25 protein-coding genes are annotated in these 24,498 nt (G+C 65.0%); 13 read left to right on the plus strand and 12 right to left on the minus strand.

Going from position 1 to position 24,498, the window contains the following annotated elements; translation table 11 throughout:
• Positions 1 to 63: 63 nt before the first annotated feature.
• Positions 64 to 279, minus strand: coding sequence for a transposase (locus ABIB45_RS20005; protein WP_354217623.1), 216 nt, complete (start codon positions 277 to 279; stop codon positions 64 to 66).
• Between the two features lie 224 nt (positions 280 to 503).
• A complete protein-coding gene (locus tag ABIB45_RS20010; RefSeq protein WP_354217594.1) occupies positions 504 to 860 on the minus strand; it encodes a hypothetical protein in 357 nt (118 codons plus the stop codon).
• A gap of 526 nt (positions 861 to 1,386) precedes the next feature.
• Between ABIB45_RS20010 and ABIB45_RS20015 the strand changes: the two genes are divergently transcribed.
• The 3 genes from ABIB45_RS20015 to ABIB45_RS20025 all read left to right on the plus strand — a co-directional run bounded on the left by ABIB45_RS20015 (position 1,387) and on the right by ABIB45_RS20025 (position 5,048).
• Positions 1,387 to 2,841 (plus strand): hypothetical protein, encoded by a 1,455-nt coding sequence (locus ABIB45_RS20015; protein ID WP_354217596.1) that lies wholly within the window; start codon positions 1,387 to 1,389, stop codon positions 2,839 to 2,841.
• 615 nt (positions 2,842 to 3,456) lie between these two features.
• The gene (locus tag ABIB45_RS20020; RefSeq protein ID WP_354217598.1) at positions 3,457 to 3,612 is read left to right on the plus strand and encodes a hypothetical protein; all 156 of its coding nucleotides are present in this window, start codon (positions 3,457 to 3,459) and stop codon (positions 3,610 to 3,612) included.
• Between the two features lie 230 nt (positions 3,613 to 3,842).
• Positions 3,843 to 5,048, plus strand: coding sequence for an acyltransferase family protein (locus ABIB45_RS20025; protein WP_354217599.1), 1,206 nt, complete (start codon positions 3,843 to 3,845; stop codon positions 5,046 to 5,048).
• Positions 5,049 to 5,136: 88 nt separating this feature from the next.
• On the opposite strand, the gene ABIB45_RS20030 is transcribed toward ABIB45_RS20025, so the two are convergent.
• The 3 genes from ABIB45_RS20030 to ABIB45_RS20040 all read right to left on the minus strand — a co-directional run bounded on the left by ABIB45_RS20030 (position 5,137) and on the right by ABIB45_RS20040 (position 7,659).
• On the minus strand, positions 5,137 to 6,405 hold the full coding sequence (locus tag ABIB45_RS20030; protein ID WP_354217600.1) for a S1C family serine protease: 1,269 nt from the start codon (positions 6,403 to 6,405) through the stop codon (positions 5,137 to 5,139).
• A 187-nt stretch (positions 6,406 to 6,592) separates the two neighbouring features.
• The gene (locus ABIB45_RS20035) at positions 6,593 to 6,961 is read right to left on the minus strand and encodes a hypothetical protein (RefSeq protein WP_354217601.1); all 369 of its coding nucleotides are present in this window, start codon (positions 6,959 to 6,961) and stop codon (positions 6,593 to 6,595) included.
• Between the two features lie 233 nt (positions 6,962 to 7,194).
• Positions 7,195 to 7,659, minus strand: a complete 465-nt coding sequence (locus ABIB45_RS20040; RefSeq protein ID WP_354217602.1) for an Lrp/AsnC family transcriptional regulator — start codon at positions 7,657 to 7,659, stop codon at positions 7,195 to 7,197.
• 160 nt (positions 7,660 to 7,819) lie between these two features.
• Between ABIB45_RS20040 and pdhA the strand changes: the two genes are divergently transcribed.
• From pdhA to ABIB45_RS20055, 3 genes are read left to right on the plus strand one after another with little or no spacing between them, the layout of a single operon-like run.
• Positions 7,820 to 9,061 carry a pyruvate dehydrogenase (acetyl-transferring) E1 component subunit alpha gene (pdhA, locus tag ABIB45_RS20045; RefSeq protein ID WP_354217603.1) on the plus strand — a complete coding sequence of 414 codons (1,242 nt, stop codon included), beginning with the start codon at positions 7,820 to 7,822 and terminating at the stop codon, positions 9,059 to 9,061.
• Positions 9,058 to 10,170 (plus strand): alpha-ketoacid dehydrogenase subunit beta, encoded by a 1,113-nt coding sequence (locus tag ABIB45_RS20050; protein WP_354217604.1) that lies wholly within the window; start codon positions 9,058 to 9,060, stop codon positions 10,168 to 10,170. Before pdhA ends, ABIB45_RS20050 begins: the two co-directional genes overlap by 4 nt.
• A 3-nt stretch (positions 10,171 to 10,173) precedes the next feature.
• The gene (locus ABIB45_RS20055; RefSeq protein WP_354217605.1) at positions 10,174 to 11,634 is read left to right on the plus strand and encodes a dihydrolipoamide acetyltransferase family protein; all 1,461 of its coding nucleotides are present in this window, start codon (positions 10,174 to 10,176) and stop codon (positions 11,632 to 11,634) included.
• A gap of 659 nt (positions 11,635 to 12,293) precedes the next feature.
• Here ABIB45_RS20055 and ABIB45_RS20060 read toward each other — a convergent pair.
• Together ABIB45_RS20060 and ABIB45_RS20065 are read right to left on the minus strand one after the other, a co-directional pair.
• The gene (locus ABIB45_RS20060) at positions 12,294 to 12,497 is read right to left on the minus strand and encodes a hypothetical protein (protein ID WP_354217606.1); all 204 of its coding nucleotides are present in this window, start codon (positions 12,495 to 12,497) and stop codon (positions 12,294 to 12,296) included.
• A gap of 82 nt (positions 12,498 to 12,579) precedes the next feature.
• Positions 12,580 to 13,812 (minus strand): amidohydrolase, encoded by a 1,233-nt coding sequence (locus ABIB45_RS20065; protein WP_354217607.1) that lies wholly within the window; start codon positions 13,810 to 13,812, stop codon positions 12,580 to 12,582.
• Positions 13,813 to 13,914: 102 nt separating this feature from the next.
• On the opposite strand from ABIB45_RS20065, the gene ABIB45_RS20070 reads away from it, so the two are divergent.
• A complete protein-coding gene (locus tag ABIB45_RS20070; protein ID WP_502914554.1) occupies positions 13,915 to 14,790 on the plus strand; it encodes an SGNH/GDSL hydrolase family protein in 876 nt (291 codons plus the stop codon).
• Positions 14,791 to 14,987: 197 nt separating this feature from the next.
• Positions 14,988 to 15,803, plus strand: coding sequence for an MBL fold metallo-hydrolase (locus tag ABIB45_RS20075; RefSeq protein WP_354217609.1), 816 nt, complete (start codon positions 14,988 to 14,990; stop codon positions 15,801 to 15,803).
• A gap of 83 nt (positions 15,804 to 15,886) precedes the next feature.
• Here the strand turns inward: ABIB45_RS20075 and ABIB45_RS20080 are convergent, their stop codons facing one another.
• The 4 genes from ABIB45_RS20080 to ABIB45_RS20095 all read right to left on the minus strand — a co-directional run bounded on the left by ABIB45_RS20080 (position 15,887) and on the right by ABIB45_RS20095 (position 18,782).
• On the minus strand, positions 15,887 to 16,459 hold the full coding sequence (locus ABIB45_RS20080; RefSeq protein ID WP_354217610.1) for a hypothetical protein: 573 nt from the start codon (positions 16,457 to 16,459) through the stop codon (positions 15,887 to 15,889).
• A gap of 212 nt (positions 16,460 to 16,671) precedes the next feature.
• Positions 16,672 to 18,078, minus strand: a complete 1,407-nt coding sequence (locus ABIB45_RS20085; protein WP_354217611.1) for an MFS transporter — start codon at positions 18,076 to 18,078, stop codon at positions 16,672 to 16,674.
• A complete protein-coding gene (locus tag ABIB45_RS20090; protein WP_354217612.1) occupies positions 18,071 to 18,511 on the minus strand; it encodes a MarR family winged helix-turn-helix transcriptional regulator in 441 nt (146 codons plus the stop codon). Before ABIB45_RS20090 ends, ABIB45_RS20085 begins: the two co-directional genes overlap by 8 nt.
• Before the next feature lie 37 nt (positions 18,512 to 18,548).
• Entirely contained in the window at positions 18,549 to 18,782 is a 234-nt protein-coding gene (locus tag ABIB45_RS20095; protein WP_354217614.1) for a hypothetical protein, read from the minus strand.
• 351 nt (positions 18,783 to 19,133) lie between these two features.
• Here ABIB45_RS20095 and ABIB45_RS20100 point away from each other — a divergent pair, with 351 nt between their 5' ends.
• On the plus strand, positions 19,134 to 19,271 hold the full coding sequence (locus tag ABIB45_RS20100; RefSeq protein ID WP_354217615.1) for a hypothetical protein: 138 nt from the start codon (positions 19,134 to 19,136) through the stop codon (positions 19,269 to 19,271).
• A 213-nt stretch (positions 19,272 to 19,484) separates the two neighbouring features.
• Entirely contained in the window at positions 19,485 to 20,888 is a 1,404-nt protein-coding gene (locus ABIB45_RS20105; RefSeq protein ID WP_502914553.1) for a MinD/ParA family ATP-binding protein, read from the plus strand.
• A gap of 281 nt (positions 20,889 to 21,169) precedes the next feature.
• On the opposite strand, the gene ABIB45_RS20110 is transcribed toward ABIB45_RS20105, so the two are convergent.
• On the minus strand, positions 21,170 to 21,913 hold the full coding sequence (locus ABIB45_RS20110; RefSeq protein WP_354217617.1) for an SDR family oxidoreductase: 744 nt from the start codon (positions 21,911 to 21,913) through the stop codon (positions 21,170 to 21,172).
• A gap of 172 nt (positions 21,914 to 22,085) precedes the next feature.
• Here ABIB45_RS20110 and ABIB45_RS20115 point away from each other — a divergent pair, with 172 nt between their 5' ends.
• From ABIB45_RS20115 to ABIB45_RS20125, 3 genes are all read left to right on the plus strand, one after another.
• On the plus strand, positions 22,086 to 23,303 hold the full coding sequence (locus ABIB45_RS20115) for a glycoside hydrolase family 26 protein (protein ID WP_354217618.1): 1,218 nt from the start codon (positions 22,086 to 22,088) through the stop codon (positions 23,301 to 23,303).
• Positions 23,304 to 23,391: 88 nt separating this feature from the next.
• Complete coding sequence (locus ABIB45_RS20120) at positions 23,392 to 23,802, plus strand: DUF6855 family protein (RefSeq protein ID WP_354217619.1); 411 nt, start codon at positions 23,392 to 23,394, stop codon at positions 23,800 to 23,802.
• A 169-nt stretch (positions 23,803 to 23,971) separates the two neighbouring features.
• Positions 23,972 to 24,498 (plus strand): transposase (locus ABIB45_RS20125; RefSeq protein ID WP_502914555.1); only part of this gene is annotated, 527 nt, incomplete at its 3' end.

The raw sequence follows: 24,498 nt of genomic DNA on the forward strand, positions 1-24,498 counted from the left end.
AGGTGTAGGGCTTGAGGTAGCCCATGATCGTGCGTTTGAGACCCTCGGCGGCGAGTCGTCCGCTTAGTTGCGGGTGGGCTCGTGGCGGTGCATTCGGACGATGGCGATGATGCAGAGCGCACTTTTGGCGGCGCGATCGCCGCTGCGGAAGGGCCGGTGCGGCCCGGGCCTTCGTCCGCTGCTCGCAGGTTGTGGGGCGACTCCGCAAAGCTTTGCGAGCGGTCTCGTCGCAGATGCGGCGGTGTTATCGCCGAATTCGACCAGGAACTGTCCGGCGATCTCGTGGCGACGCCGCGGAGTTGGAGCTGCTTACGGGCTGTGTCGGTCACCAGCGTTTCAATCTGAGACCTGAGCTGCTTGATTTCATAGTCCAAAATTTCCCAGCGGCGTGTGAGGTCACCAGTTGAAGCATGGTCCACGCCAGGTCACCTTGGCGGGTCAGATCACGAACGAGGGCGGCGCCGAATGATCATGTGCTCTCCCTTCCATTCGAGGCACGGTTCTCATATTCGTATCCGGGTTTGGCGGCCGGAACCACGGAGCGCCAAGAGGCGGCCTCCCCCGCCAAAGAGGACGCCATCCTCGGCATGCGAGAACCTGTCCTGGATCCAGCCGAAGCAGCAAAGCTGGCAGGGGCGACGGATCTCCTTGGCCACGTATCCCTGCTGCTGGTGTCCGTGCCCGGTCCGCAGTCGGGGTACGGCAACCGGCGCCGCGGCGAACTCCAGCAAAGGTACCCGAACCCCAAGGGCGAAGCTCTGGTCTGCCAGGCAGTGATCGCCGTATTTGCCGACGATGTTGCCTGGTCGGCGGCGCCGGAGGCTCCAGCCAGGAGGAGACCGCGCGCGGATGCTGGACATGCTGGCGGCCGTGCCGGAAGTTCACGGCAACATCACCCGATTTCGATCCCGCCACGGGCGTCATCAATTCAGGCTAACCCGACGCTTGCTTCCGCCCGAAACCATTCCGGCAGTGGCGGCAATGGAAACGTCTGGCCACCCATGCTGTGTGTGCGGTCGCTCAACAACTCGATGTGCCCGGTTCGGACAAAGAAGTTGCAGCGCGGGAAGTGGTTATGTTCTCCGGGGCGAGAAGCGCATCCTGTTCCAGATCGTTATTGATCAGCCGCTGTCGCTGATGCACGAGCACTGACGGTGAGATGTGCAGCGGATCCCCGCTGTCCGTTACGCGCCACAGATCGGATATGTCGAGGTCATCGCATTCGGAACACCAGAATTTTCGTCATCGTGATGGTGCCCCTTCTTTGGTATGAAAGACCGGCCCGTAGCAGTGAGTGTTACGGGCCGGTTATAAGTTCGTGCTTAACCGGATTTATTCGACCTCTACAATGGGGGAGTCTCATTCAGGGTGTTGGGGGAATATTTTATGCTGGAAGCGCTGGGCTATGTCGTCGCCCTGACCGCCGCCATCGTCGTGATCCTGCTTCTGCCCTTCTGTCTATGGAAGATTCCGAAGCTCAAGGCATCCGTGAGCGCCCGACTGGGCGTGAGTAACGACCCGCGCAGACGATGGTTGCGGTGCGTTACGGGAGTGGCGGCAGTTGCCGGACTTCCGCTATACGGCTATGCCTTTTCATACGCCGCCATTCCAGCACTGGCGATCATGTTTGCTAAACCTCTTGCCGGATGGCCTGCACGGACAAAATCGCTTGCTATATGGTCCGCCGCTGGTGTGGTCGCCCTGCTGCTAAGTGCGATGTACCAACAGCAGCCCGTGAGCGGAAATATCCTTTACTACACAGCTACCGCCTTGTTCATAGTGGCAGGTGTGAAATTGACCAGCGGAGAGGCATCGGCGGCGCAACTCCTTGGCTGGGGAGCTATGGGTAGCGCCATGTTCTTCGTGCTATTCAAGCCCAAGAATACGGACACGTTCGAGCATCTCTGGAAATATGGCATTGGTCCTTACGTCGCCATAGTCTGCGTCTGGATGCTGTGCGCATTGACTCATCGTCGGTTGATACCAGCCGTGGCACTGCTGGTCGTCGGATCTGCCAGCCTATTCCTCGGCTTCAGGTCTCACGGGCTTGTTTGCTTCTTCACTGCCGTCATCCTCATCACGAAGGGGAGGAGCAGTAAGGGGGGATTCCCATTTTTCCGCTTGATCGTTGGAGCAGGTGCGCTCTACTCGCTCTACCGAATACTTCCCGCCGCGGTTGAATCCGGGGTGTTTGGCGAGGCCGTGCGGCTGCGCACCGCCTCGCAACTTGGGGAAGACGGGCCAGCCTTCCTGGCGGGCCGAGTTGAGCCGCCTTTGTCAATTGCCGCCATCTCGGAGAAGTGGCTTTTCGGCTGGGGCAATCTGGACGCAATCGATTTCCATACGATTAGCGAAGGCGCTGACATCGCATACAGCATGGGCCTGCTCCCGAAAGACTTCATGCACCTGTGGGTGGGACTTGACGGCAAGGTTTCTGTGCATTCCCTGTTGGGCGAGGGGTGGGCGGAGGGCGGCGTAGTGGGCGCCGCCCTCCCTATGCTCTTGCTGCTGCTTTTCCTGGCTGCGATTTGGCGCTGCGCAGGAAGCTGGGCGCCCTTGGTTATTCTGGTATCCGCCCTGGGGATCTGGGATGTCCTGTTTTCCACCTGGGCGTACGGGCGACCGTTGACGCTGGCGTTTTCTGCCGTCGTCGCCGCGTGGGCGATTTCCACCAGTAAGGCCAGCATCAACGTTGCCGACCCATCTGATGACCACGGACCAACTGACTCCGCCCAGTCGAATCCGTCCCGCACAAAGGTGACAGCATCACGGCACCAGCGGCTGGTGGACGCTTCTGGCGACGCTTCTCTAGCAAATTTGAACGTTGATGCCCAAGCGTAAGTCCGTCCGCCCGTAGCATCCTGACTCCATATGACATTGAGCCGCTGGCCGGTTGTTTCGTTGATGATCGTGGAGCTGGATGCGTGGGCTACTCGGACCTCGCGGATAACAAAGAAGCTCGCATCCACGTCCCGTCCCGCTGCTGGCTGGAGATCCCCCAGAAGGCAAATGCCTGGTCAAGGCCGCCGCCAGCAGAACGCGTGTGGGAACGGCGCGGGATGCCGTTGGTGTCATCGAGCACGGTTCCCTGCACGGTGAAGTTCCTGAACGTGAGAGTTCCGCTCTCAACGCTGGAGCCGCCCAGTGTGAAGCGCCAGCCAAACGGAATGTTGATGTCGGCAAGGGTGCCATGATCTTGATGATGGTCCGCTCATGACCGAGGCCCTCAACTGTGACGTCGTAGATCCAGGCCATATTGATCTGTTTGCGCGTCGTATACGCTCTGGGAGTCAGGTTGACGACGGGGATGACGTTTGCGGCGGCGCAGGCGATTGCCTTCTGGATGCAAAACGTCATCCGAAGCGTCGGTTCCCGTTAGGTTTTCGGAAGTCCTCAACATCCATGAAACGGCGCTTCCCATACGTGGCAGATGGTTCAACTTACTGGGCGCGAGGCATGGCATTTGTAGCGGGTTTCAGCCTGTTCGCCAGCTGGCTGGCCGGCATCGGCGCCGATCGACTGCACGCCCCGGCAGGTCGGGATCTAGGCGGCAGCCTCAGCGTGCTCCGTGCAGTTGACGGTGGCGGTCAGCCGCCGCCGTCGGTCTTCTGATACCGGGTTACGTGGTTGGTGCTCTTCCCGCACGTCGGGCAGAAAGTGGTGTGCTGTTTTGTCCCCATACTGAGATTGTGTGGGGATCAAGGGCAGGGTAAGTGACCATTGCGTTTCGGGCGCATGGCCAACGCCGGATGCGTGATTCCAACGGCCGTGGCGCGCGCTCTTGTAGGGTTCTGCCAGCCCCCACTTGGCGTGGTTATAGAAACGTTATATATGCTTGCTTAGTGGTTCTTAACCGAAACGGGGCAACCCCGACCTTGGAGAAACGTCCGTTCGCGCCCGAAAACGGGCTGATTTCAGGGCGGAAGCACGCCCTAGACGGGCTGCGCACCATTGCCGTGATTGGCGTCTTCCTCTTCCATACCGTGACGGAGCTCGTCCCCGGCGGCTCGATCGGCGTGGACGTGTTCTTCACGCTCAGCGGCTTCGTGATCACCCTCCTGATCATGAAGGAGTATCAGGCCACGGGCCGGCTCCGCCTGGGCGTCTTCTACGCCAAGCGGCTGGCCCGGCTCTGGCCGGCGTTGCTGGCTGTCTGCGCCGTGGTGGTTCTGGGCGGACTGATCTTTCCCCTGTCCGGATGGGGCGGCCAGGAAGCCAACGCCATCCCGGCGGCCGGCTACGTCATGAACCTCTCCAACTTCGGCATGTTCGGTTCCTCCACCGGCGGCAACGCGCTGAGCCCCACCTGGACGCTCGCCGTCGAGGAACAGTTCTACCTGGTCTGGCCGCTGCTCCTTCTGGTGATGCTGAGGTTCTGGAAGGTCCGCACCGTCGCCTGGCTGACCGCCGTCCTGGCCGCAGGGTTCCTGGTTTCTCGATTCCATCTGGTCATGGACGGGGCGCCGCTGGCCCGGCTCTACAACGGACCCGACACCAGGGCCGACCAGCTGCTGCTCGGGTGCACCCTCGCCTTGCTGTTCACCTCCGTCAAGCCCGAATCCAGGGTCCACGCCTCGCTGCAGTCCGGTGCCCGCTGGGCCGGGCCGCTCGCCGGGCTCGCCTTGGTGGCCGCCGTGTTCGCGCTCAAGGAGCCGAACGAGACCGGCCCCTGGTTCAGTGTCTTCTGGACCGCCGGCCCCACCGCACTGGCACTGCTCGCCGGCGTGATCATCGGATCGCTGGTCCTCCGGCCGGCTGGCCTCGCCTCACGGATCCTGAGCCACCCCTGGCTCGCCAACCCCGGCCGTGACCTCTCCTACGCCGCCTACCTCTGGCACCTGCCCGTCTACCTCCTGCTGATACCGCTGGTCCCGTCACTCTGGCTCCGCGTCCCGGCGGCCGCCGCGCTGACCGTACTGCTGGCTTACCTGTCGTTCCGCTTTGTGGAGCGCCCCATCCGCCGCTGGGCCAACAAAAAGTTGGAGCCCGACCTCGTCCGTTCCCTTCCGGAGCGCGTCCGGGAGCTAGAGCCGGCCGGGACGCGATAGGGCAGGGGCGGGCGTCTTGATCGAATCTTAAAGCCACCGTCAGGAATTCTTTGGTTCTCTGGGCGCAAGTGACGCCGACGGCACTGCTTCAGCAGGCCTTCGGCGGCCCTCCGGGAGTGGTTGCCTCCGCTATGCGCCAGATGGTTCCGTCCCACTTCATCCGGTAGCGGAGACCCCAGTCCGAACAGGTTTGGCCTCCCGGTCCGTGAGCCGCTGACTGCTCAGTGCGGAGGACCGTGTCCACGGTCAATTCTGTGCCTGAACCCCGGATGCTGTTGACGGTCAGGGCTCGCCAGAATGACGTTCCGAGGCCGGAACTCCATTTGGCGAATCCGCCCTCGCTTGCCTGAAGCTCCGGCGTCAGAACCGCAAAGGCTGTGTCGTAGGCTGCCCGGTTGATCGCCTGGCCATGAGTCAGCAGGCTCTGGATGACTTTGGGCGCCTGTTCGTGGTCCGAGTTGTTGGTGGTGATGATGTTGCTGCTGGAAGTTTGCGCCTGACTGTCGCAGCTGGCCTGCGGCAGCGGCGTGGTCCGCCGGCCCCAGTCGGCCATGGCTGCGGCTGCCGCCGCCGCTGGTGCGGCATATCCCGTGCCCTCGGCGCCGTAGTCATTCTGGTCATGGGTGCCCAGAACCCACGCCCGTTTTGAACTGACCACGCCCACCACGCTGCCGTTCATCAGGAGCAACGGGCCGCCACTGTTGCCCGGGTTGATGGCCGTGTCGGTTTGGATGAGGCCCCGGACGGTCCCTGCCGGGAGGCGGACCTCCTGGTTCAGTGCGCTGACCCGTCCCGATGTAAAAGCGAGGCCCCTGTCGAGGGGAAACCCGAGTGCGGCGACTTCAACACCCTGAGCGGGAAGGTCCGGAGCAAAGCCGAACTTGTGCCCTGTGAGCGGTGTTGGTGTCCTCAGCAGTGCCAAGTCCAGATTGTCGTTTATTCCCAGGACCTGCGCCGACGTGTACTGGCCGCCGACCGAGACATTGATGGCCGCCTCATTCTTGGCCACGTGGGCGGCAGTAATGATGAGATCGTTTCCCACCAGGAATCCCGTGCCCACACCGCCGCCGTCGCACAAAGTGACGGCAAGGCGTGCCACGCCGGAATTGACCAGTTGAACCGTTTCTGCCCAGTCTTTTGGCGCCGCGCTCCCGGTGGGCCCGGCGTTACCGCTGGTGGTTTGCGTGCCGGTGGGCGTGGGGGGAGCCGCTGAGGAAGGGGTCACCGCGAGGGGTGGGGGAGCAGTGGCCGGCCCGGTATTAGTGGGTGCTGGCTGAGGTGGCATGCAGGCTGTGGCCAGAAACAGGACTGCAAGTGATGGTGCAAAGCGGGCGATTCGCAGCCGGGCTGTGAACATTGGGCTTCCTTCCCCGTAAGTGGTCGCTGCCCCAGCACTCCAGTTACCGATCCATGGGGTTCACGGTAACCAAGGTGCTGGCAGGCCACAAGGGCGATCTGCCACCCACTATAAACAGGACCCTCCGGCCTTCAACCTCACCCCGGCATCAGGGCCAGGGTGGGGTTGAGTGCCAGGCGGGTAGGGCCTACCGAGTGCCTGAGAGCAGCGGCGCCGTATCCCAATCGACGTTGCGGGCCGGTGCAGGTATTTCCGCCGGCAGCTCCGGGGCCGGGGCGGGCGTTTGGACTGGCACTTCAGGGGCCTCGTCAGTAGCTGCGGGACCAGCCTGCTGGGCGCTGTGGTGGGCAATGACCGCGGTCCGGCCGCAGTGGGGACACGTCGTTTCGCCCAGACCGGTGGGATCGGAGCAGTGCAGTCCGCTACGGAAGAAGTAGTCCCGTTCGTGCCCGTGACCGTCCTCAACATGCTGGACGTCATAGTCGGCACCCCAGGCGTGGTCGCAACCAGTGCAGGTGAACATGAACCGGTCGAACGAAATTTCCCTAAGAATCATGGCTTTCTCCTTTCAGTCTGCCCCATCAGTCCGGCTCTAATCCGAGCCCCACTGATGTGATACAGATCACGGACGCTTGTTCCAGATGCAAAGTTACGCCGATGAATTCATATAGTCGAGACTTTTAGAGAACAAATGTTTTCTCAAATCGGTTTACCGGTACCCGTGCAGCTTCGTCTCGCGGGATCGGATAAGCCGTGTTCTGCCGGCCGGGCCATGCGCGTTGGGCGTGGTCAGCGCGTATCCACGTCCTCGAACACCAGGAACGTCTGCGTGTCCAGGACGCCGGGCATGGACTGCAGCTGGTCGAAGATCACCCGGCGGAGGTCGGTGTTGTCGATGGCGCGCACCAGCAGGATGACGTCGAAGTCGCCGCCCACCAGGGCAATGTGGTGGACCTCCGGAATGGCGCGGAGCTGTTCGCGCAGTTCCCGCCAGGAGTGCTGGCTGACCTTGAGGGTGACGTAGGCGGAGGACTTGAGTCCCGCTTTGATGGGGTCCACCAGGGCGGTGAACTTGGTCAGCACCCCTTCGCTGGTGAGCCGCGCGATCCGGGTATAGGCGTGGGCGCGGGAGATATGGACGTTCTGCGCCACCTGCGTCACGGACATCCTGCCGTCCCGGGTCAGCTCGGCGATGATGTGGCGGTCCACGTCGTCCAGCGACGCCGCCTCAACCCGGTCTGGTGTATCTGCCAATATGTCCACAGCTCCCTGCCGTAGTGCTGCCCTTGATTGCGATTCGTCTCCCAGAATATCCATCTCCTGCCGACTTCTCCACGATTAACGGCAGCTCTGGATACGAAACAGCTGTTAGGTCAATACTGGGAAGGAATAGTGGCTACAGAAGGACTGACCAATGACGATCTCCGCGGACCACTCTGCGCCCCGCACCGCCCCCGGCTCTGCGCCGGACCCGGACCAACACCGGGCGGCTGAAAATGCTGTCACCGAAGCCGTCCGCAAGTTCGGCATCACGGTGGAGGACTACATGCTCCCGGCCCGGCACCAGATCCAGATGGTGGACCCGGAGGGGCAGCTCCTGGCCGAAGGTGAGCAGGGCACAGAACCCGGCCACGAGTATCCGTTGCCCGGCGACGAGGAGCTGCTGGCCGCGTACGAGCAGCTCGTCGTCGGACGCCGCGTCAACGACCAGAACTCGGCACTCGTCCGGCAGGGACGCATGGCCGTGTACCCGTCCAGCCACGGGCAGGAAGCCTGCCAGGTGGCGGCGGCGCTCTGCCTCGCCGAGGGCGACTGGCTGTTCCCCACCTACCGGGACGCCGTGGCGGTCATGACCCGCGGCGTTGATCCCGTGCAGACCATGACCATCTTCCGCGGCGACTGGCACAGCGGTTACGACCCCGCCCAGCACAAGGTGGGCATCCAGTGCACGCCCCTGACCACGCAGCTGCTGCACGCCGTCGGGGTGGCGCATGCGGCCAAGCTGCGCGGCGAGGACACGGTGGTCATGGCGATGTGCGGGGACGGCGCCACCAGTGAAGGCGACTTCCACGAGGCCCTGAACTTCGCCGCCGTCTTCCACCTGCCGGTCATTTTCTTCGTGCAGAACAACAAGTACGCCATCTCGGTTCCGCTGGCGCACCAGTCCGTGGCGCCTTCTTTGGCGCACAAGGCCGTGGGTTACGGCATGGCCGGCGAACGCGTGGACGGCAACGATGTGGTGGCCCTCCTCGCCGTGCTGGACCGCGCGGTTGCGCTCGCCCGGGGCGGCTCGGGCCCGCTGCTGGTGGAGGCGAACACCTACCGGATGCAGGCGCACACGAACGCCGACGACGCCACCCGCTACCGGCAGGACAGTGAAGTTGCCGAGTGGCTGGCCAAGGATCCGGTGAACCGGATGCGGACGTACCTCACCGGCCGGGGATTACTGGACGACGACGGCGCGTCCCGGATTGCCGCTCATGCTGAGGAGGTGGCCACGCAGCTTCGTGAAGGGCTGGGTGAGGATGTTCCGGTGGATCCGCAGGAGCTGTTCCGCCATGTGTTCTCCGAACCCACACCCCAACTGAAGGAGCAGGCCGCCATGCTGGCCGACGAACTTGCCCGCGACGCATCCACCGGGGAGGCCGCAAAATGAGCCCGACAGTCACCACGTCCTCCGAGGCGAACGGCAACGTCAGCGCAGCCACCGCCCGGGCCGCCGCTGCGGCCGCTTCTGCGGCTGAGGCTGCCGGCCCGCAGTCCATCACCATGGCCAAAGCCCTCAACACGGCCCTGGCCGACGCGATGCATGCCGATCCCTCCGTCCTGGTGTTCGGCGAGGACGTTGGCCAGCTGGGCGGGGTCTTCCGCATCACGGACGGCCTGACCCGCACGTTCGGCGAGCAGCGCTGCTTCGATACGCCCCTGGCCGAGTCAGGCATTGTGGGCATGGCCGTGGGGATGGCCATCAACGGGATGCGGCCGGTGGTGGAGATGCAGTTTGATGCCTTCGCCTACCCGGCCTTTGAGCAGATCGTCAGCCACGTGGCCAAGATGCACAACCGCACCAAGGGAGCGCTGAAGCTGCCCATGGTCATCCGGGTTCCGTATGGCGGCGGCATCGGGGGAGTGGAGCACCACTGCGACTCCTCCGAGGCCTACTACGCCCACACGGCCGGCCTGAAGGTGTTCACGCCCGCCACCGTGGCTGATTCCTACCGGATGCTGCGGGAGGCCATCGACTCGGACGATCCCGTCATGTTCATGGAGCCCAAGAAGCTGTACTGGTCCAAGGACATGGTGGACCTGGAGGACCTCCGGGCTGCTCACAGCGCGAATCGTGAGTCGGGTTCCTCGTCGGAAGGCCGGGCCGCCGTCGCGCGTTCCGGCACCGAAGCAACCCTCATCGCCTACGGACCGTCCGTGCCCACGGCGCTCGCCGCGGCTGCTGCCGCTGCAGAGGAGGGCCGCTCGCTGGAGGTCATCGACGTCCGCTCGATTGTTCCGTTCGACGACGAGACGGTGTGCGCGTCCGTCCGCAAGACCGGCCGGGCCGTGGTGATCGCCGAAGCGCACGGGTTCGCGTCCGTGTCCTCCGAGATCGTGGCGCGGGTCCAGGAGCGCTGCTTCCACTACCTCGCGGCGCCGATCCGCCGGGTCACCGGGTTCGACGTCCCGTACCCGGCGCCGAAGCTCGAGCACTACTACCTGCCCGGCGTGGACCGTATCCTCGACGCCGTTGACGACCTCCAGTGGGAAGACTGACCAATGACCTCTGCACTGCAAGTATTTATGCTGCCCGATCTTGGCGAAGGCCTGACCGAAGCCGAGCTCGTCAACTGGCTGGTTTCTGTGGGCGATGAGATCCGGGTGGACCAGCCCATCGCCGAGGTGGAGACGGCGAAGTCCGTGGTGGAAGTGCCGTCGCCCTATGCCGGCACTGTCACGGTGCTCCACGGCGAACCCGGGCAGACACTGGACGTGGGGAAGCCGCTGATCTCGGTGGCTCCGGCGGGCTCGGTGGTTTTTGGGGCCAGCGCGGATGATGCCGCCCCCGCCGAACCTCAGGAAGAACCGGTGGTCGAAACCGCGGCAGCCAACGCCTACCGCGAGGAGGAGAAGGCCGGGTCCGGCAATGTGCTGATCGGTTACGGGACCCCCGGCGGCGACGGCCAGTCGCGGCGGAGCAGGGCTCCGCGCAAGCCGGTTTCGGTGGCGGCGCCTTCCGAAGCTTCCGCCGACGATCTCTCGCTGCTCCGTACCAGGGTGCCTGGGAAACTGGGCGCCGTCATCTCGCCGCTTGTCCGGCGGATGGCCCGGGAACACGGCGTGGACCTCGGCGACCTTCACGGCTCCGGCGACAGCGGACTGATCATGCGCCGGGATGTTGAAGCGGTGATCCTCCCCACCCGCCCCCTAACCTCGCAGGCTCGGTCAGGGAAACCTGCGGTCGTGGCCCCCGGCTCAGCCACCGAGGCTCCATCATCGGAGCCGGCAATCACCGACGCCCGCACCGGCCTGGGCATTTCCTCCCGGACGCCCGTCAAGGGGGTCCGCAAAGCCGTTGCCGCGAACATGTCCCGCAGCCGGGCGGAGATTCCGGAGGCCACCGTCTGGGTTGACGTTGATGCGACTGCCCTGGTGGAGCTTAGGGCCGGGCTCAAGAAGTCTGATCCGGAGGCTTCAACGCCGGGCCTCCTGGCCTTCGTCGCCCGTTTTGTCACGGCTGGGTTAAAACGATTCCCCGAGTTGAACACGCGCATCGAGACCTCTGCGGAGGGATCCCAGGAGATTGTGGCCTTCGCAGGCGTCAACCTCGGTTTCGCGGCCCAAACGGACCGCGGCCTGATGGTCCCCTCCATCCGGAACGCCGACAAACTCAGCGCCCGCGAACTGGACACGGAGATCCGCCGGCTCACCGCCGTCGCACGCGACGGCAAGGCAGCCCCAGAGGAGCTGGGCAGCGGCACCTTCACGCTGAACAACTACGGTGTGTTCGGCGTGGACGGTTCCGCAGCCATCATCAACCACCCCGAGGTGGCGATCCTGGGCGTGGGACGGATCATGGACAAGCCATGGGTGGTGGACGGGGAACTCGCGGTCCGCAAGGTCACCGAACTCACGCTGACCTTCGATCACCGCGTATGCGACGGCGGCACAGCAGCCGGGTTCCTCCGGTTCGTTGCCGACTGCATGGAAAACCCGGCAGGGGTGCTAGCGGACTTGTAGTGCGTGGCCTACGGGTGGGATCTTCACCGGTCACCCTTGGCTGGACCAGGCCAAGTATTCGTCGCCGCAGAATGAGGTACCTCCTACGCTGTTGACGGGCCCGCGCCGGGACCTACCTTCAGCGAATGAAGCGCTTGGTTGAAGCTGTTCGCCGACTCGTCCGGGAGAACGTCGTCAGTGACGATCCGAACCCGGAACTGTCCCGCCTCGATGAAGAAGACATCCTGGCGCACGCAAGATATGCGCTAGACGGCTTTTCATAGCCCACGGTGCGGGGCCGTCGTACCCCGTACCCGTGGCTGGAAATTCGAGTACAGGCTACTCGTGCCTTGCGCCGGGTCATTCGGTTAAATGGTGCTGCCGGCGGGACTCAGGGTTGGTGCCCACCACGGTTACCGCCGGCGCCATCGAAGTGACCCGCCGATCGCGACGTGGACAAGGACGGGAGTGATCACATGCGGATCAGGGTGCCGAACGGGGAAACCGCGGATCCGCCGGATTGCTCGCACCAGTTCGTCGGGCGCTGTGAGGCGTGCTCCACCCTCGCGGGGCAGGGGGAATCAGCCGATACGCGGACCGCAGGCGTAGGGCAAGTGACCCCGCCCAGTTTTCCGGCGACGGCCTTGGATTCTGACGCGGAGCCGCCGGGGTAGTCTTTGCTACTTGTCCGCGTCCCCGTGGTGGCCTGACTGCGCCCGGATTTCCGCTTCCTCTTCGTATTCGCGCAGGTCGTTGGCCTGGTCCGCGGCGTCACCGTGCCACTCTTCGCCGCTGATCTGGTGTTTGAACTCCTGGGTGGGCTGCTCGTCCTCGAGTGCTTCGACTTCCTCGTTGATCTTTTTCTGTCCGGACTGTTCGCTCATGACGACGCCCTACCTTTCTTTGGATTTTTCTGCTGGGTCTATAAATTCTGGCATTCGTACCGTCGATTCAGCTACCAAGGGCTTACGCATCCTGTGAAAGGTAGGACAGTGCTGCGATGATCTGGGTCTGCACACCCAAGGAAAGCGTCGGGTCGATGACCGGCGCGAAGAAGGGGGAGTGGTTCCCCGGGATGTCCTGTGCCACGGTCCCGTTGGCGACGGCGGCCCGGTACGTTTCCGGGTCCGCGCCGCCCAGGAACCAGAACGTGTACGGAACGCCGAAGGCATCCGGGATGCGGCTGAAGTCCTCCGACGCGGTCTGCGGCGTGGCACGGAACACGGCGCCAGCATCGAAGTGACGGACGAACGCCGCCGTGACTTTGTCTGTCACTGCGGCGTCGTTACTGGTCAGCGGGGACTGGTCGTAGAACTCGAACTCGGGTTCCTGCGGCGAGCCGGCGGTGACGCACTCACCCCTGACGATCCGTTCGATCGCGGCGAGCAGCGCGGACCGGACCTGTTTGTCGTAGGTGCGGATGTTCAGCAGCAGCGTGGCGCGGTCCGGGATGATGTTCGATTTCGTACCCGCATTCAGCGCCCCGACGGTGACCACCGCGAAATCGCCCGGTTTGGTCTCGCGCGAAACGATGGTCTGCAGCCGGAGCACGATCGAGGCTGCCAGCACCACCGGGTCCACGGCCATGTGCGGCATGGACCCGTGCGCGCCCTTGCCGTAGACCGTGATCTTCAGCGAATCCCCGGCGGAAAGCACTGGACCGGCCGTGGTGGACAGCGTGCCGGCGGCGATGGGCATCACGTGCTGGGAGAGTGCGACGTCCGGCCGCGGCACCTTGGTGACAAGGCCGTCGTCGACCATTGCCTGCGACCCGGCACCGATCTCCTCCGCCGGCTGGAACAGTGCGATATAGGTCCCCGACCACGCCCCGCGCCGGTCCGCCATCAGCTTGGCGGCGCCGAGCAGCGTGCTGACGTGCACATCGTGCCCGCAGGCGTGCATCACCCCTGCCACCTCCGAGGCGTAGGCCAGCCCCGTGGCCTCGGTGACGGGGAGCGCGTCCATGTCCGCGCGCGCCAGGACCGTGGGCCCCGCACCGTTGGCAAGGACGCCCACGACGCCGGTGCCGCCCATGCGCGTGACCTCGTAGCCGAAGGAGGTGAGTTTCTCCGCAACGAGTTCCGAGGTCCGGTGCTCCTCGAGGCTGAGTTCGGGATGCCGGTGCAGGTCCGTATAGGTGTCCCGGATCCAGCCGAGTTCTGCCTCGAGGCCTGCCAAAACGGGGTGGTCGCTGCTCATGCACTTAGCCTAGACCCGGCCCCGGTGGTTGAGCTTGTCGATACCTGGGGGTTGAGCCGGTCGAAACCCCGGACACCGGTGCGCACGACGCCTGCCGGTAAGATGTGCCGGGTGACCAGAAACGGTGGGGGACTGCGCGTGACCAGGCAGGAATGGATCAAGTACGGAGCACTCTTCCTGCTGGCTGTTGTGGCCTTTGGCGTGGCGGGCATCGCCCTGATGGGCCCGCGGAGTCCAAACGAACCTTCGGCCGCGCTGAGGGTCAGCCCGCCGACTGCTACCGCGGCAGCTACGGCGACTCCGTCGTCTGCCCCTACGGCTACGGCTACGGCCACGGCAACGGCTTCGGCTACTGCCACAGCATCGGCTTCGCGGCTGGGGATCAAGCTTCCGGCCAAGCCCGTACTCCTGGTCCTTGGCGACTCCTACACCGCCGGCGTGGGCGCAAGTCCGGCCGACCAGGGGTGGGCGTACCTCGTGGCCGGGTCGCTGGGATACCCCACCAACATCGACGGTGTGCCCGGCACCGGTTTCGCCTGGGGCGGCGGTCCGCAGGGTGATCGCAACCTTGAATACGGTGTCCGGTTGCAGAAAATAGCCGGCAACAAGGCCTTCGTCCCCAACATCCTCATTCTGCAGGGCGGACAGAATGACGCCCTGATCACCAACCCCGACCAAATCACCACGGCCACAACGCAGACCATCGAATCGGCCCGCAGGTTCTGGCCGGGTGTCCAGGTGGTGGTCCTGGGGCCCTCGGCCCCGCAGCCGTTCGCCGGGCAACTGGGCGCCGCGAATAGCGCGGTCCGCGCCGGCGCCGAAGCTGCCGGCGCTCCGTTCATTGACGCCGTCGGGGCCGGCTGGTTCACGGGCACCAACAGCCCGCGCTTCAATTTTGACGGAGCACACCCGAACACCGCCGGCCACGCCTACCTTGCCGAAAAGTTCCTGGAGTCCTGGGCCACGCTGGTCCGGTAGCCACCCATGCGCAGCAGCACGACGAGCAGCGGGACTCTTCAGCGGCCAGGACGCCGGTGATCCTGCTGCTCTGATCACCGGGCAGATGCCTCCACAAGAGCCGGAACCGCGTCCCGGCCTCCCCGGAACCCCAAGGGCCCGTGGGTAGAATCGAGGCCAAGAAGAACCACACGGCTTTGCGGAGGTACGGAGAAACAATGTCAGAATGGCTCGACGTCGGCGCGGACACCTACGTGCTGGTCACCGAAGGTTCGCTGCTGAATACGGGACTGATTGTGGGCTCAGAGCGGGCCATGGTGGTGGATACCGGCTGCGGGCCGCGGCAGGGGCGCGAGATCCTGGCCGCGGTGCGGGAGAAAACCCAGCTGCCGCTCGTCGTCGTCAACACCCACGCGCACTACGACCATTTCTTCGGCAACGCCGTGTTCGCGTCCGACGGCGTCACGGAGTTTTGGGCGCACGAAAACTGTGCGGGGGAAATCGACAGCCACGGAGACCTGCAGCGCCGGTTCGTAGGAACGCTGGAGCCCGAAATGTCCACCGGCGAAGGCGAGAACGTGGACCTGGTGGTGCCCAACGCGATCGTCCGGGACCGGCCCGTACTGGTGGATCTGGGCGGGCTCACCGTCACCCTCTTCTACCTGGGCCGCGGCCATACCGACGGCGACCTCCTGGTGGGCAGCCCCACCACCCTCTTTGTGGGCGACCTGGTGGAGCAGGGCGCGCACCCGTCCTTCGAGGACTCCTACCCGGAGGATTGGGCCGACAGCCTGCGCCACATCTCCGCCCTGCGCCACCGCTACGAGTTCCTCATTCCCGGTCACGGCCAGCCCTGCAGCGACCAGTTCGTGAAGACCATGGCCAACACCATGACTACGGCCGTGCGCCAGGCCCAGCTTTCCATCCGCGAAGCCCCCTCAGATGCCACCAAGGCCATCCCCGTCCTGCCGTACGGCCCGGAACAGTCCCGCTGGTTCATCAAGCGCCTTCAGGAGACGCGTCCGCTGCACTGACGTTTTGCTTCGACAAAAAGTGAGGGCGCGGACGGCATAGCCGTCCGCGCCCTCACACCTGGCTGCGCAGCGAAATGCTCTGGCTACTTTTCCGAGATGTTGCGGTTCATCTGTTCCTGCAGGTTAATTTGGGCCTGCTGGTTCAGGAGGCCCATGGTGTGCATTCCCATGGTTTCCTGGTGCCGGAGCCCCTGGTGGTCTGCGAACAGGCGCGCGTTCACTTCGTTGCGGAACTGCTCGAGCTTGGCCTTTTCCAGAATTGAGACCTGGAGCTTGGTTTCGCCGCCGCCGTTATTCTTGATCTTCATCACAGCGCTCACTGCGTTGAGGATGAGGGAGATGGCGAGCAGCAAAACGAGCCAGCCAATGAACGCATTGAGGTTGCTCAGGCCCGCAATAAGAAGGATGAGGCCGAAAATGGCCCGCCCCAGGGAGAACTTAACTTCCACGCCCACGCTAGCTGTATTAGCCAGCGGGAAGGTTTCCTCTGCATAGCCCAAGGGAATCACGCCGAGCAGCGAGTTGGCGCGCTTCGAAAGAATTCGGGTGTTGGTGACTCCCAGCTCTGTCTTGAGCCAGAAGAGGATGACGGACGGGCTGAACTTTGCCACGTGGACATTTGATTCGCCCGGGGCAAACTGAAGATTGTTGGACAAGGAAATCCCTCTCAGATGATTTTTACGGATCCCAGAGGGAAATACTTATTGCCAGGCTAAAGCCCAGTTTGGCCTCCCCCCAAGAAGGCAATACATCGAGGAACATATCACATTACAATCCGTTTTAGAGACGTGGAAAAAATGCGTTGACAGTGGGCGGGTGGGTATTTATTCTCCAAGGGCTGCTGGTGGCAGACTATTGTTCCCCTGCCTTACCCGGTCTTCCGGGCGCCCGCTAGGTTCTGGGACCGCGTTACCAGCGCGTGGGCGAGCAGGGCGGCGAATACCGCGGCGCAAAGCAATGCTCCGATTTCGAGTGTCGCGCTGATGCCGCGCGCGGTCGGGTGGAGGTCCGGTGCCATGTTGGCAGCCAGTACCGCGCCGGAAACGGCAGTGCCGAACGAGCTTCCCACGGTCCGCAGGACCTGGTTGAAGCTCACGGAACTGCCCAGCTCCGCACTGGCCACGCTGCGGGCGATCAGCGCCGGCATGGCCGCGTAGCTCGCCCCCATGCCAAGGCCCAAGGCCAGCATTCCCACCAGGATTTCCCACAACTGGGTGTGCGCAAACCAGAGCAGCATGCCGGCTGCTGCCATCATGCCGGCCCCGATGGGCAACAGCGTGGTCAGCCGGATACGGTGCGAGAGCCGGCGGACCAGCCGGTTCGCGCTGAAACTGCCCACCGACAACGGGAACATCACAAAACCGGCCCAGAACACGGGCAGTGCCACGCCGTAGCCGGTGGACGCCGGGGTCTGGGCGATCAGGCTGGAAATGGAGAGACCGATGTACATCGCGGCGCCCAGCCCGACGGCGGTGCTATTGGCCAGCAGCACCTCCCCGTTCCGGAGGACCCGGAGGTTGATCAGGGGGTGCCGGCTGCGCAGCTCAGCCCGGACCCAGGCCCCCAGCAGGACCGCTGCCAGGATGAACGCTCCGATGGTCAGTGGCGCGCCCCAGCCCCAGTTGGGCCCTTCGCTGATGCCGAGGAGCAGGACGCCCAGGCCAAGACCCAGCAGCCCCGCACCGGTGTAGGCGAACGGGAGCCTCGGGGCGTTTTCATCAGGCCCGGCGGGCACGGTGCGGAAGACCACAATGATGGCGGTGACCACGAACAGGGCGGCAAACCAGAAGGCAAACCGGAACTCGAACAGCCCTGCGATCAGCCCGGTCAGGGGATAACCGATTCCCAGGCCTGTTGCCACGGTCACCGACAGGCTTGAGATGGCGAACCGGACCTTGCCGGCGGCGACATAGCGGCGGGCCAGGGCGATGGTCACTGGAACAATCCCATAGGTCAGGCCCTGCAGGGCCCGGCCGATCAGGAAGACCATGAAGTTTGGCGCCAGTGCGGCGATGACGGACCCGAGCAAGATGACCAGCAGCGCCCAGAGCAGCAGCCGCTTCTTGTGTGGACCGTCGCTGAGGCGGCCCATCACGGGGGTGGCCACAGCCCCCACCAGGAGGTTAATGGTGAGCATCCACTGCGCCGTACCCACGGGCACGTCCATCTCCCGGGAGATGGTGGGCACCAGCAGCATGCCCAGCGAGCTGACGATCGCAGTGGAGAGCGCAGCGTAGATCAGTGCCGGCACCAGGGGGGAGCGGGTTTCAGTCATTCGGCGCCTCCGTTGCAAGGTTCCGGAGCGCGGGGATGGCAGCAGCCAGGGCCTTCCGCTCCGCCGGAGTCAGGCGCTCTTTGATGGCCCGGTCAAGCCAGCCGCGGCCGGCGGACAACTCCAAATGCAGCTTCTGCCGCCCTGCTTCGGTGAGCTCCAGCCAGGCCCGGCGCCGGTCCGCCGGATCGGCGACGCGCACCACGTAACCCAGCCCTTCCAGTTCCCGCGCGGACAGGGAAATGGCCTGCGGGCTGACGCGGACCACGGTGGCGAGTTCCGACGTCGTCGCCCTCCCGTGCTCCGCGAGGTGGCGGAGGACGCCGACCTTGCCGGGGGAGATGGTCCGTTCGGCGTTGAGCTTCCGCAGCAGCGGGTGCAGGGCGTCGAAAAGGGAGTGCGTGAGCACCGGGTCTGTCGCTGGGTCATCGGTCATTCTTCGATTATACAAGCAACTTGATCAAGTAGCTTGATCATATCGTGGAGAGGCCGGTGGTTCCGGTCCGGGGAGTCAGGGTATGGGGCGCGTCCGCCCGGCTTCCAGCCATCACCGCTGCCACGGCGAGGGCCGAGCACACGGCCATGGGGACCGCACTGTGCTGGACGACGGACGCGGGCGTTGCGAAGAACTCGCCCATCCGCGGCATGGACGCCAGGTACATGTCCGTGGCCATGGGGCTGACGGCGCTCAGGATCGCCAGAGCCACCACCAGCACCATCCGGTCCTTGGCCGACGCGATGAGTCTCAGCGTCCCGTGCGGTCCAGCCGGCTCACGTGGACAGCGCGCGAGTCCCGGCGGGAGCACCGTCGTCGCAGGTTCAAAGCGGTTTCGTACGTGCTGCTGGCCGGCCTGGCAGTGCCACGGTGACAGTGGTGCTGATGGCGGTCAACCGGTATCCGGGCAGGCTGTCAGGGTCCACTTTCCTGACCCATTCTGAGGAGCCGGCGCGGCCACCCCTCCGCGCCCGGGTTTCGGTAACTTGAAAATCGCCGCGACTTCCGGCTAGCGTGACCCGTGATCGCATGGGGGATCACTGCTAAACCGATGGAGGCCGCTGTGGCTCTCACTGACTATGCCCTGGCGCTGTGTGCGCTGTTGGGCACACTGCTGGTTCCTTTCTGTGCGATGTACCAGGTGCTGCGCCTCAAGCGGCGCGCCATACGGGTGACCGCCACTAGGAGAGACCGCAGCTAGATGCCCTACGTAGACATCAACCCCCATAAGGCCCGGCCCAAATGGCAGGCTTATGCCATCCTGGGCGTCCTTCTGGCGCTCACCGCCTGCGTTGTGGTTGCCGCCCTCACCCGCCACTGACCTCGCCTTTCTGGCCCAGCACCTAGACTGGGTGACTGAATCAGTCCGTAAAGTGCCGCAGAACCTTGTGCCGAACGTCCTGGGGGGACAGACATGCCCGATCCGGCGGATCAGAACGCACGACCCATCGCAGAGGATGCAGGGCAACCGCAACCGTCCCGACGACGCCGCGACCTCCGCCGCGCCGACGGTGCGCTCGCGGACGCCCAGACAGGAACCATGCCAGCCATAACTCCCGAGCCTTCCAGTACGCCCGACGCCGGCACCCCCGTTCCGCGCCGCACCTCCTGGGCGGAGGCAGCGGCCGCCGCCGACCAGGCCAAGCCCGCAGCGCATGTTCCGGCGCCCACCCGCCGGCCCGCCCGTCCGCCGGTCACGGCGCAGCCCCGGGCGACGCAGCAGCCTGCGCAGGCTTCCGGCGCCGCGCACCCGGGCGAGCACCACTCCCTCACCACTGCGGTGGCGGACGACGGCGACACACCCGCGCCGCCGTCGTCGTACGTTCCCGAAACCCCCGCGTTCCGCCGCATACGGCCCACTGCCGCGGATGTCATCGCCGACAGCCCCATGCCGGACTTCATCAGCTCCCCGGGCCTGTTTGTGAAAGAGCAGAAGCCCCGGCCGGTGGGCGGGGTCCGCGGCGCCATCTACGCCATGACCCGCGGGGCCTGGAACATGGGGCCCAGCGCCAAGCAGCGCGACGAGGACGAACTGGCACGGCGCATCGCCCGGCAGCTGCAGGGGTCCTACAACACGGCCGTGCTGAGCCTGAAGGGCGGGATCGGGAAGACCTCCACCACGGTGGGCGTGGGCCTGACCCTGGCCGAATTCCGGGGCGATGCGCCCTGCGCCATCGACGCCAACCCGGACTCGGGCGACCTTGTGGAGCGTGCCCTGGGCGAGGGGATCTACCAGCAGGCCAGCCCGCGCACCATCACGGACCTGCTTAAGAACATCGAATCCGTGGACTCGCTCACCGCGCTGGCCCGCTACATGCACCACGCCGGCCGGCTGCACCTGATCGCGGGGGAGCAGGACCCGGAGGTTTCGGACTCGCTCACTGCGGAGGAGTACCTGCGGATCCGCAAGCTGATCTCCAACTACTATTCGGTGGCCCTGACCGACTGCGGCACCGGCGTCACCCACAATGCCATGAGCGGGATCCTGCAGTCGGCCGACAACCTGGTCATCGCGGCCGGGTATGCGGTCAGTGGCGCCAAGCGTGCCCGCAGCACCCTGCACTGGCTGGCCAGCCACGGGTATGAGGACCTGGCCCGGAACGCCGTGGTGGTCATCACGGACAAGGACGAGGTCTCCTCCCGCGTGGACAAGGACGCCATCGAGGAGCACCTCGCCGGGATCTGCCGCCAGCTCATCGCCGTCCCGCACGACCGCGGCGTGGCCGACGGCGACCTCGTCACCCTGGACGTCCTTCGCCCCGAAACCAGGCGGGCGTACAAGGAGATCGCGGCGGCGATCGTGGACGGCTACCGGTAGCTTCCCCCCTTCCCAACTGACTCGCACTTAACGTCGTCATTCGGGGTTTTCACGACGTCAACTGCGAGTCACTTGGGGCGTGGGGCTGAATTGTGATCCGACACGCGGGCCTGTCTTGCGCTGATCCTGAGCATTGACCGTTAGCGTCAGCGGACCAGCCATATGAAAGGTGCGTCAACGATGACCATTCTTGAATACGTCTCAGGCCTCAGCATCATCCTCGGATCCCTGGTGGGCACCATGGGCCTCGTCGCCGGCGTTATGCATCACAGGCGGAGCCACTAGGGCCGGGCTTCCAGCCACTCCCGGAACGTCTGGCGTCCGACGGCGGCACTCGCCGCCGGGATCAGGTCACCGTGTCGCATGGCGCGGCCCATGGCGCCCGGCGCCGGGATGGCCAGGACCAGCTTGCGGTGCCCGGACCGGCGCACGCACTCCCGGGCCAGGTCCGCCAGCTGTTCCCGCCGTGGACCGCCAAGATCCGCGACCCGTCCCTGCGGCCCCGCCTCTGCTGCGCCAACCAACGCCTCGGCGACTTCCCGTGCTGCGACCGGCTGGGTGGTCATCTGCGGCACCACGACCACGGGGCCCACGGATGCGAGGCTGATGGTTAGTGGCACGAACTCGTGGAACTGGGTGGAGCGCAAGATGGTCCAAGGCACGTCTCCCTTCCGGACCGCTGCCTCCTGGGCGAGTTTCCCGGCATACAGCCCCGAAGCGGCATGATCGATGCCCACGATCGAGAGCGCCACATGATGCCGGACGCCGGCCGCCTTCTCCGCGGCGAGCAAATTCCGGGCCGCGCCAATGAAGAAGCCAACGGCCTTGCGGGTGGAAAGGGTCTGGATGCCGGAGACGTCAATAACGGTGTTTACTCCCTGCAGGGCTTCGGTCAGGCCCTGGCCAGTCACCAGGTCCACACCCTCGGACCGGGACAGGCTTGTCACCCGGTGTCCGCGGTCCCTCGCCAGGGCCACAACGTAGCGGCCAACGGTTCCGGTACCCCCTGCAACGGCAATGTCCATGTACCGCATCCTACGGCTACCTCCTTGCGGTCGGGGTTTCGACAGCCTCAACTACCGGGCCGGGGTTTCGACAGCCTCAACTACCGGAGAGCAGAAGTCCCGGTCCAGCGCTACCTGTGGCGCCGCATAGGATTGTGGGACATAGCCGCAGGTCAGGAAGGTCTCTACTCGCATGGCACTGACGGACTTTGTTGTCCCCGTGATCGTCTGCCTTGCTGCTGCCGGCATTGGCGCGGCCGGTATCGCTGGTGGCCTCGCCGCCAGGGAACAGCCGCTGAACCAGCCGCCAAGCCAGGCTGCACCTTCCCTGCCCACCTGCGAGGTGCTGGACCGGAGCAGTCTTGTCCCGCCGTCGGGCGCTTGGTTTGGCGTCAACCTGGACCTGAATGCCAAGCCGCTGGCCAGCTTCGCCGCCGATCTGGGCCACAAACCCGCGGTCAGTGTGTCCTTCGCCGGGTTCCCCTACACCGCCGAGGAGCGGGTGCACCTCCAGCAGGCGGTGGACCAGATCCGTACCGGCGGGCAGATGATGCTGCTGACCCTCGAACCCATGAACGGCCTGGCCGCGGTAACCGACGACGCCATTGCCGCGCTGGCTGCGGACCTCGCCACGTTCAACAACGATGGCGTGCCGGTGATTGTCCGGTTCGCCCACGAAATGAACGGATCCTGGTATCCCTGGTCCCAACAGCCTGCCGCGTATGTGGACGCGTTCACCCGGGTGGCGGACGCCGTCCACACCCGCGCTCCGGGGTCGGCGATGATGTGGGCGCCGAACTACGGGGGCGGCTATCCCTTCGCGGGCGGCCAGTTTGAGGCCAAGCCCGGTACCGCCGACTTCGCGGCGCTGGACACGGACGACGACGGCGCCCTCACCATGGCCGACGATTCTTACGCCCCGTATTACCCCGGGGATGCGGCGGTGGACTGGGTGGGCATGTCGCTGTACCACTGGGGTGCGCGCTATCCGTGGGGCGAGAATGAACTCCCGGAAAAGGGGAAGTTCGCCGAGCAGCTCACCGGAAATTACGTGGGCGCCAACGGTGACGACAGCCTGCTCCCCGACTTCTATCACGTCTACGGGGACGGCCACGAAAAGCCGGTGGCCATCCCGGAAACCGCCGCCCTGTACGCTCCCGGCGCCGGTGGCGCGGACGAACTGGCCATTAAGCGCGCTTGGTGGGAGCAGATATTCGCTGTGGACGTCGCGGCCACGTTGCCGCAGCTGAAAATGATCAACTGGTTCGAATGGCACAAAGAGGAAGCGGAGGTGAAGGGCCGCGTCGACTGGACAGTAACCAATACGCCGGGAATTCGGGACAGCTTCACCGCAGCCCTGCCCGCGTGGCTCACGTACGGTCCCGAGACCACCTGCACGCCTCCTCATTAGGCTCTGAGGTAGTGCCTGTTGCGGCTCTGCGGTTTGCCATAGTCTGAACGTCCCAGCCCGTCGTCGGGCTCTTCTGAAAAGAGACATCATGGCTGAAGGAACACGGTCCGATCCATGGTTACTGGTGACGGCGCCGGGATCGTCCGAATACACCATGTACCGGGATCTTGACGCCGATCCGCCCGCATTGGTCTGCCAGGTGGGTTCCACCACCCTCAAGTACCACGCCCAGGCTATTGAGGATCTCCACGCCTGGCTGCTGGAGCAGGGCGACTGGGTGCCGCTCGGAGCCGCCGACGAAAATAAGCCCGCACCGGAGGGAACGGTTGAAGCGTGGGGGAGGGACCCGGCCAACCCCGTGGCGGGCTGGTATGGCTTGCGAAAGGGCTACCGCGGACGTTTTGGCATGTATCTGCCGCCTCTCATGGAAGCGCTCGGCCTCGTGGAACTCACGCACGACAAGCGGAACAACAGCGTTCGGGCCATCCCTAACACCTAGGTGCGTGGGTCAGTAGTGAGGGTGCCGGTTTTTAAAACGCCGGCGGATTGACCGGGTCCGGATGGGGGTGGCTGGGAGAATCGGGGGTATGGATACCGGTTCTTCCGCGCAGGATGGTTTGTTCGACGAGTCTCTGGTGGAGCGGGTCGAGCAGCCCTCCGATGTGCCCATGGATGCCAACGCCGGGGCCAGGAAACGCTTCAAGGCGTTCGAGCCCGATGCGGTGATGCTGGTCCCGCCGTCGCTGGAGGAGTGGTTGCCCCAGGGCCATCTGGCCCGGTTCATTGGTGAGCTTGTTGACGGGGAGCTGGATCTGACCCGGTTCCATGCCTCCTACGCCAAGGCCAAGGGCCAGCCGCCGTATGATCCGCGGTTGATGCTGCGGATCGTGCTTTACGGGTACTGCGTGGGGGTGCGGTCCTCGCGGGAACTGGAAAAGGCCTGCACGGACGTGGTCGCGTTCCGCTGGCTGGCCGCCCAGCAGGCCCCGGACTTCCGCTCGATCGCCCGGTTCCGCGAACGCCACCTCGCGGCCCTGGCCAACGTGTTCCTCCAGGCCCTGGAACTCTGCCGGGCCGCGGGCATGGTCTCGCTGGGCCACGTGGCACTGGACGGGACGAAGGTCCGGGCCAACGCCTCCCGGCACAAGGCCATGAGCTATGCCCGGCTGAGCGCGAAGCAGAAGGTGTTGGCCGA

Origin of the sequence: Arthrobacter sp. UYCo732, assembly GCF_040547265.1 — a bacterium.
GTDB lineage: Bacteria > Actinomycetota > Actinomycetes > Actinomycetales > Micrococcaceae > Arthrobacter.

Coding starts and splice junctions, on each gene's coding strand:
- ABIB45_RS20035 (WP_354217601.1), bottom strand. CDS start 6,961: ATGATTCTTAGGGAAATTTCGTTCGACCGGTTCATGTTCACCTGCACT.
- ABIB45_RS20060 (WP_354217606.1), bottom strand. CDS start 12,497: ATGAGCGAACAGTCCGGACAGAAAAAGATCAACGAGGAAGTCGAAGCA.
- ABIB45_RS20010 (WP_354217594.1), bottom strand. CDS start 860: ATGTCCAGCATCCGCGCGCGGTCTCCTCCTGGCTGGAGCCTCCGGCGC.
- ABIB45_RS20020 (WP_354217598.1), top strand. CDS start 3,457: ATGGCATTTGTAGCGGGTTTCAGCCTGTTCGCCAGCTGGCTGGCCGGC.
- ABIB45_RS20055 (WP_354217605.1), top strand. CDS start 10,174: ATGACCTCTGCACTGCAAGTATTTATGCTGCCCGATCTTGGCGAAGGC.
- ABIB45_RS20090 (WP_354217612.1), bottom strand. CDS start 18,511: ATGACCGATGACCCAGCGACAGACCCGGTGCTCACGCACTCCCTTTTC.
- ABIB45_RS20110 (WP_354217617.1), bottom strand. CDS start 21,913: ATGGACATTGCCGTTGCAGGGGGTACCGGAACCGTTGGCCGCTACGTT.
- ABIB45_RS20075 (WP_354217609.1), top strand. CDS start 14,988: ATGTCAGAATGGCTCGACGTCGGCGCGGACACCTACGTGCTGGTCACC.
- ABIB45_RS20015 (WP_354217596.1), top strand. CDS start 1,387: ATGCTGGAAGCGCTGGGCTATGTCGTCGCCCTGACCGCCGCCATCGTC.
- ABIB45_RS20105 (WP_502914553.1), top strand. CDS start 19,485: ATGCCCGATCCGGCGGATCAGAACGCACGACCCATCGCAGAGGATGCA.
- ABIB45_RS20030 (WP_354217600.1), bottom strand. CDS start 6,405: ATGTTCACAGCCCGGCTGCGAATCGCCCGCTTTGCACCATCACTTGCA.
- ABIB45_RS20070 (WP_502914554.1), top strand. CDS start 13,915: ATGTGCCGGGTGACCAGAAACGGTGGGGGACTGCGCGTGACCAGGCAG.
- pdhA (WP_354217603.1), top strand. CDS start 7,820: ATGACGATCTCCGCGGACCACTCTGCGCCCCGCACCGCCCCCGGCTCT.
- ABIB45_RS20085 (WP_354217611.1), bottom strand. CDS start 18,078: ATGACTGAAACCCGCTCCCCCCTGGTGCCGGCACTGATCTACGCTGCG.
- ABIB45_RS20065 (WP_354217607.1), bottom strand. CDS start 13,812: ATGAGCAGCGACCACCCCGTTTTGGCAGGCCTCGAGGCAGAACTCGGC.
- ABIB45_RS20115 (WP_354217618.1), top strand. CDS start 22,086: ATGGCACTGACGGACTTTGTTGTCCCCGTGATCGTCTGCCTTGCTGCT.
- ABIB45_RS20120 (WP_354217619.1), top strand. CDS start 23,392: ATGGCTGAAGGAACACGGTCCGATCCATGGTTACTGGTGACGGCGCCG.
- ABIB45_RS20050 (WP_354217604.1), top strand. CDS start 9,058: ATGAGCCCGACAGTCACCACGTCCTCCGAGGCGAACGGCAACGTCAGC.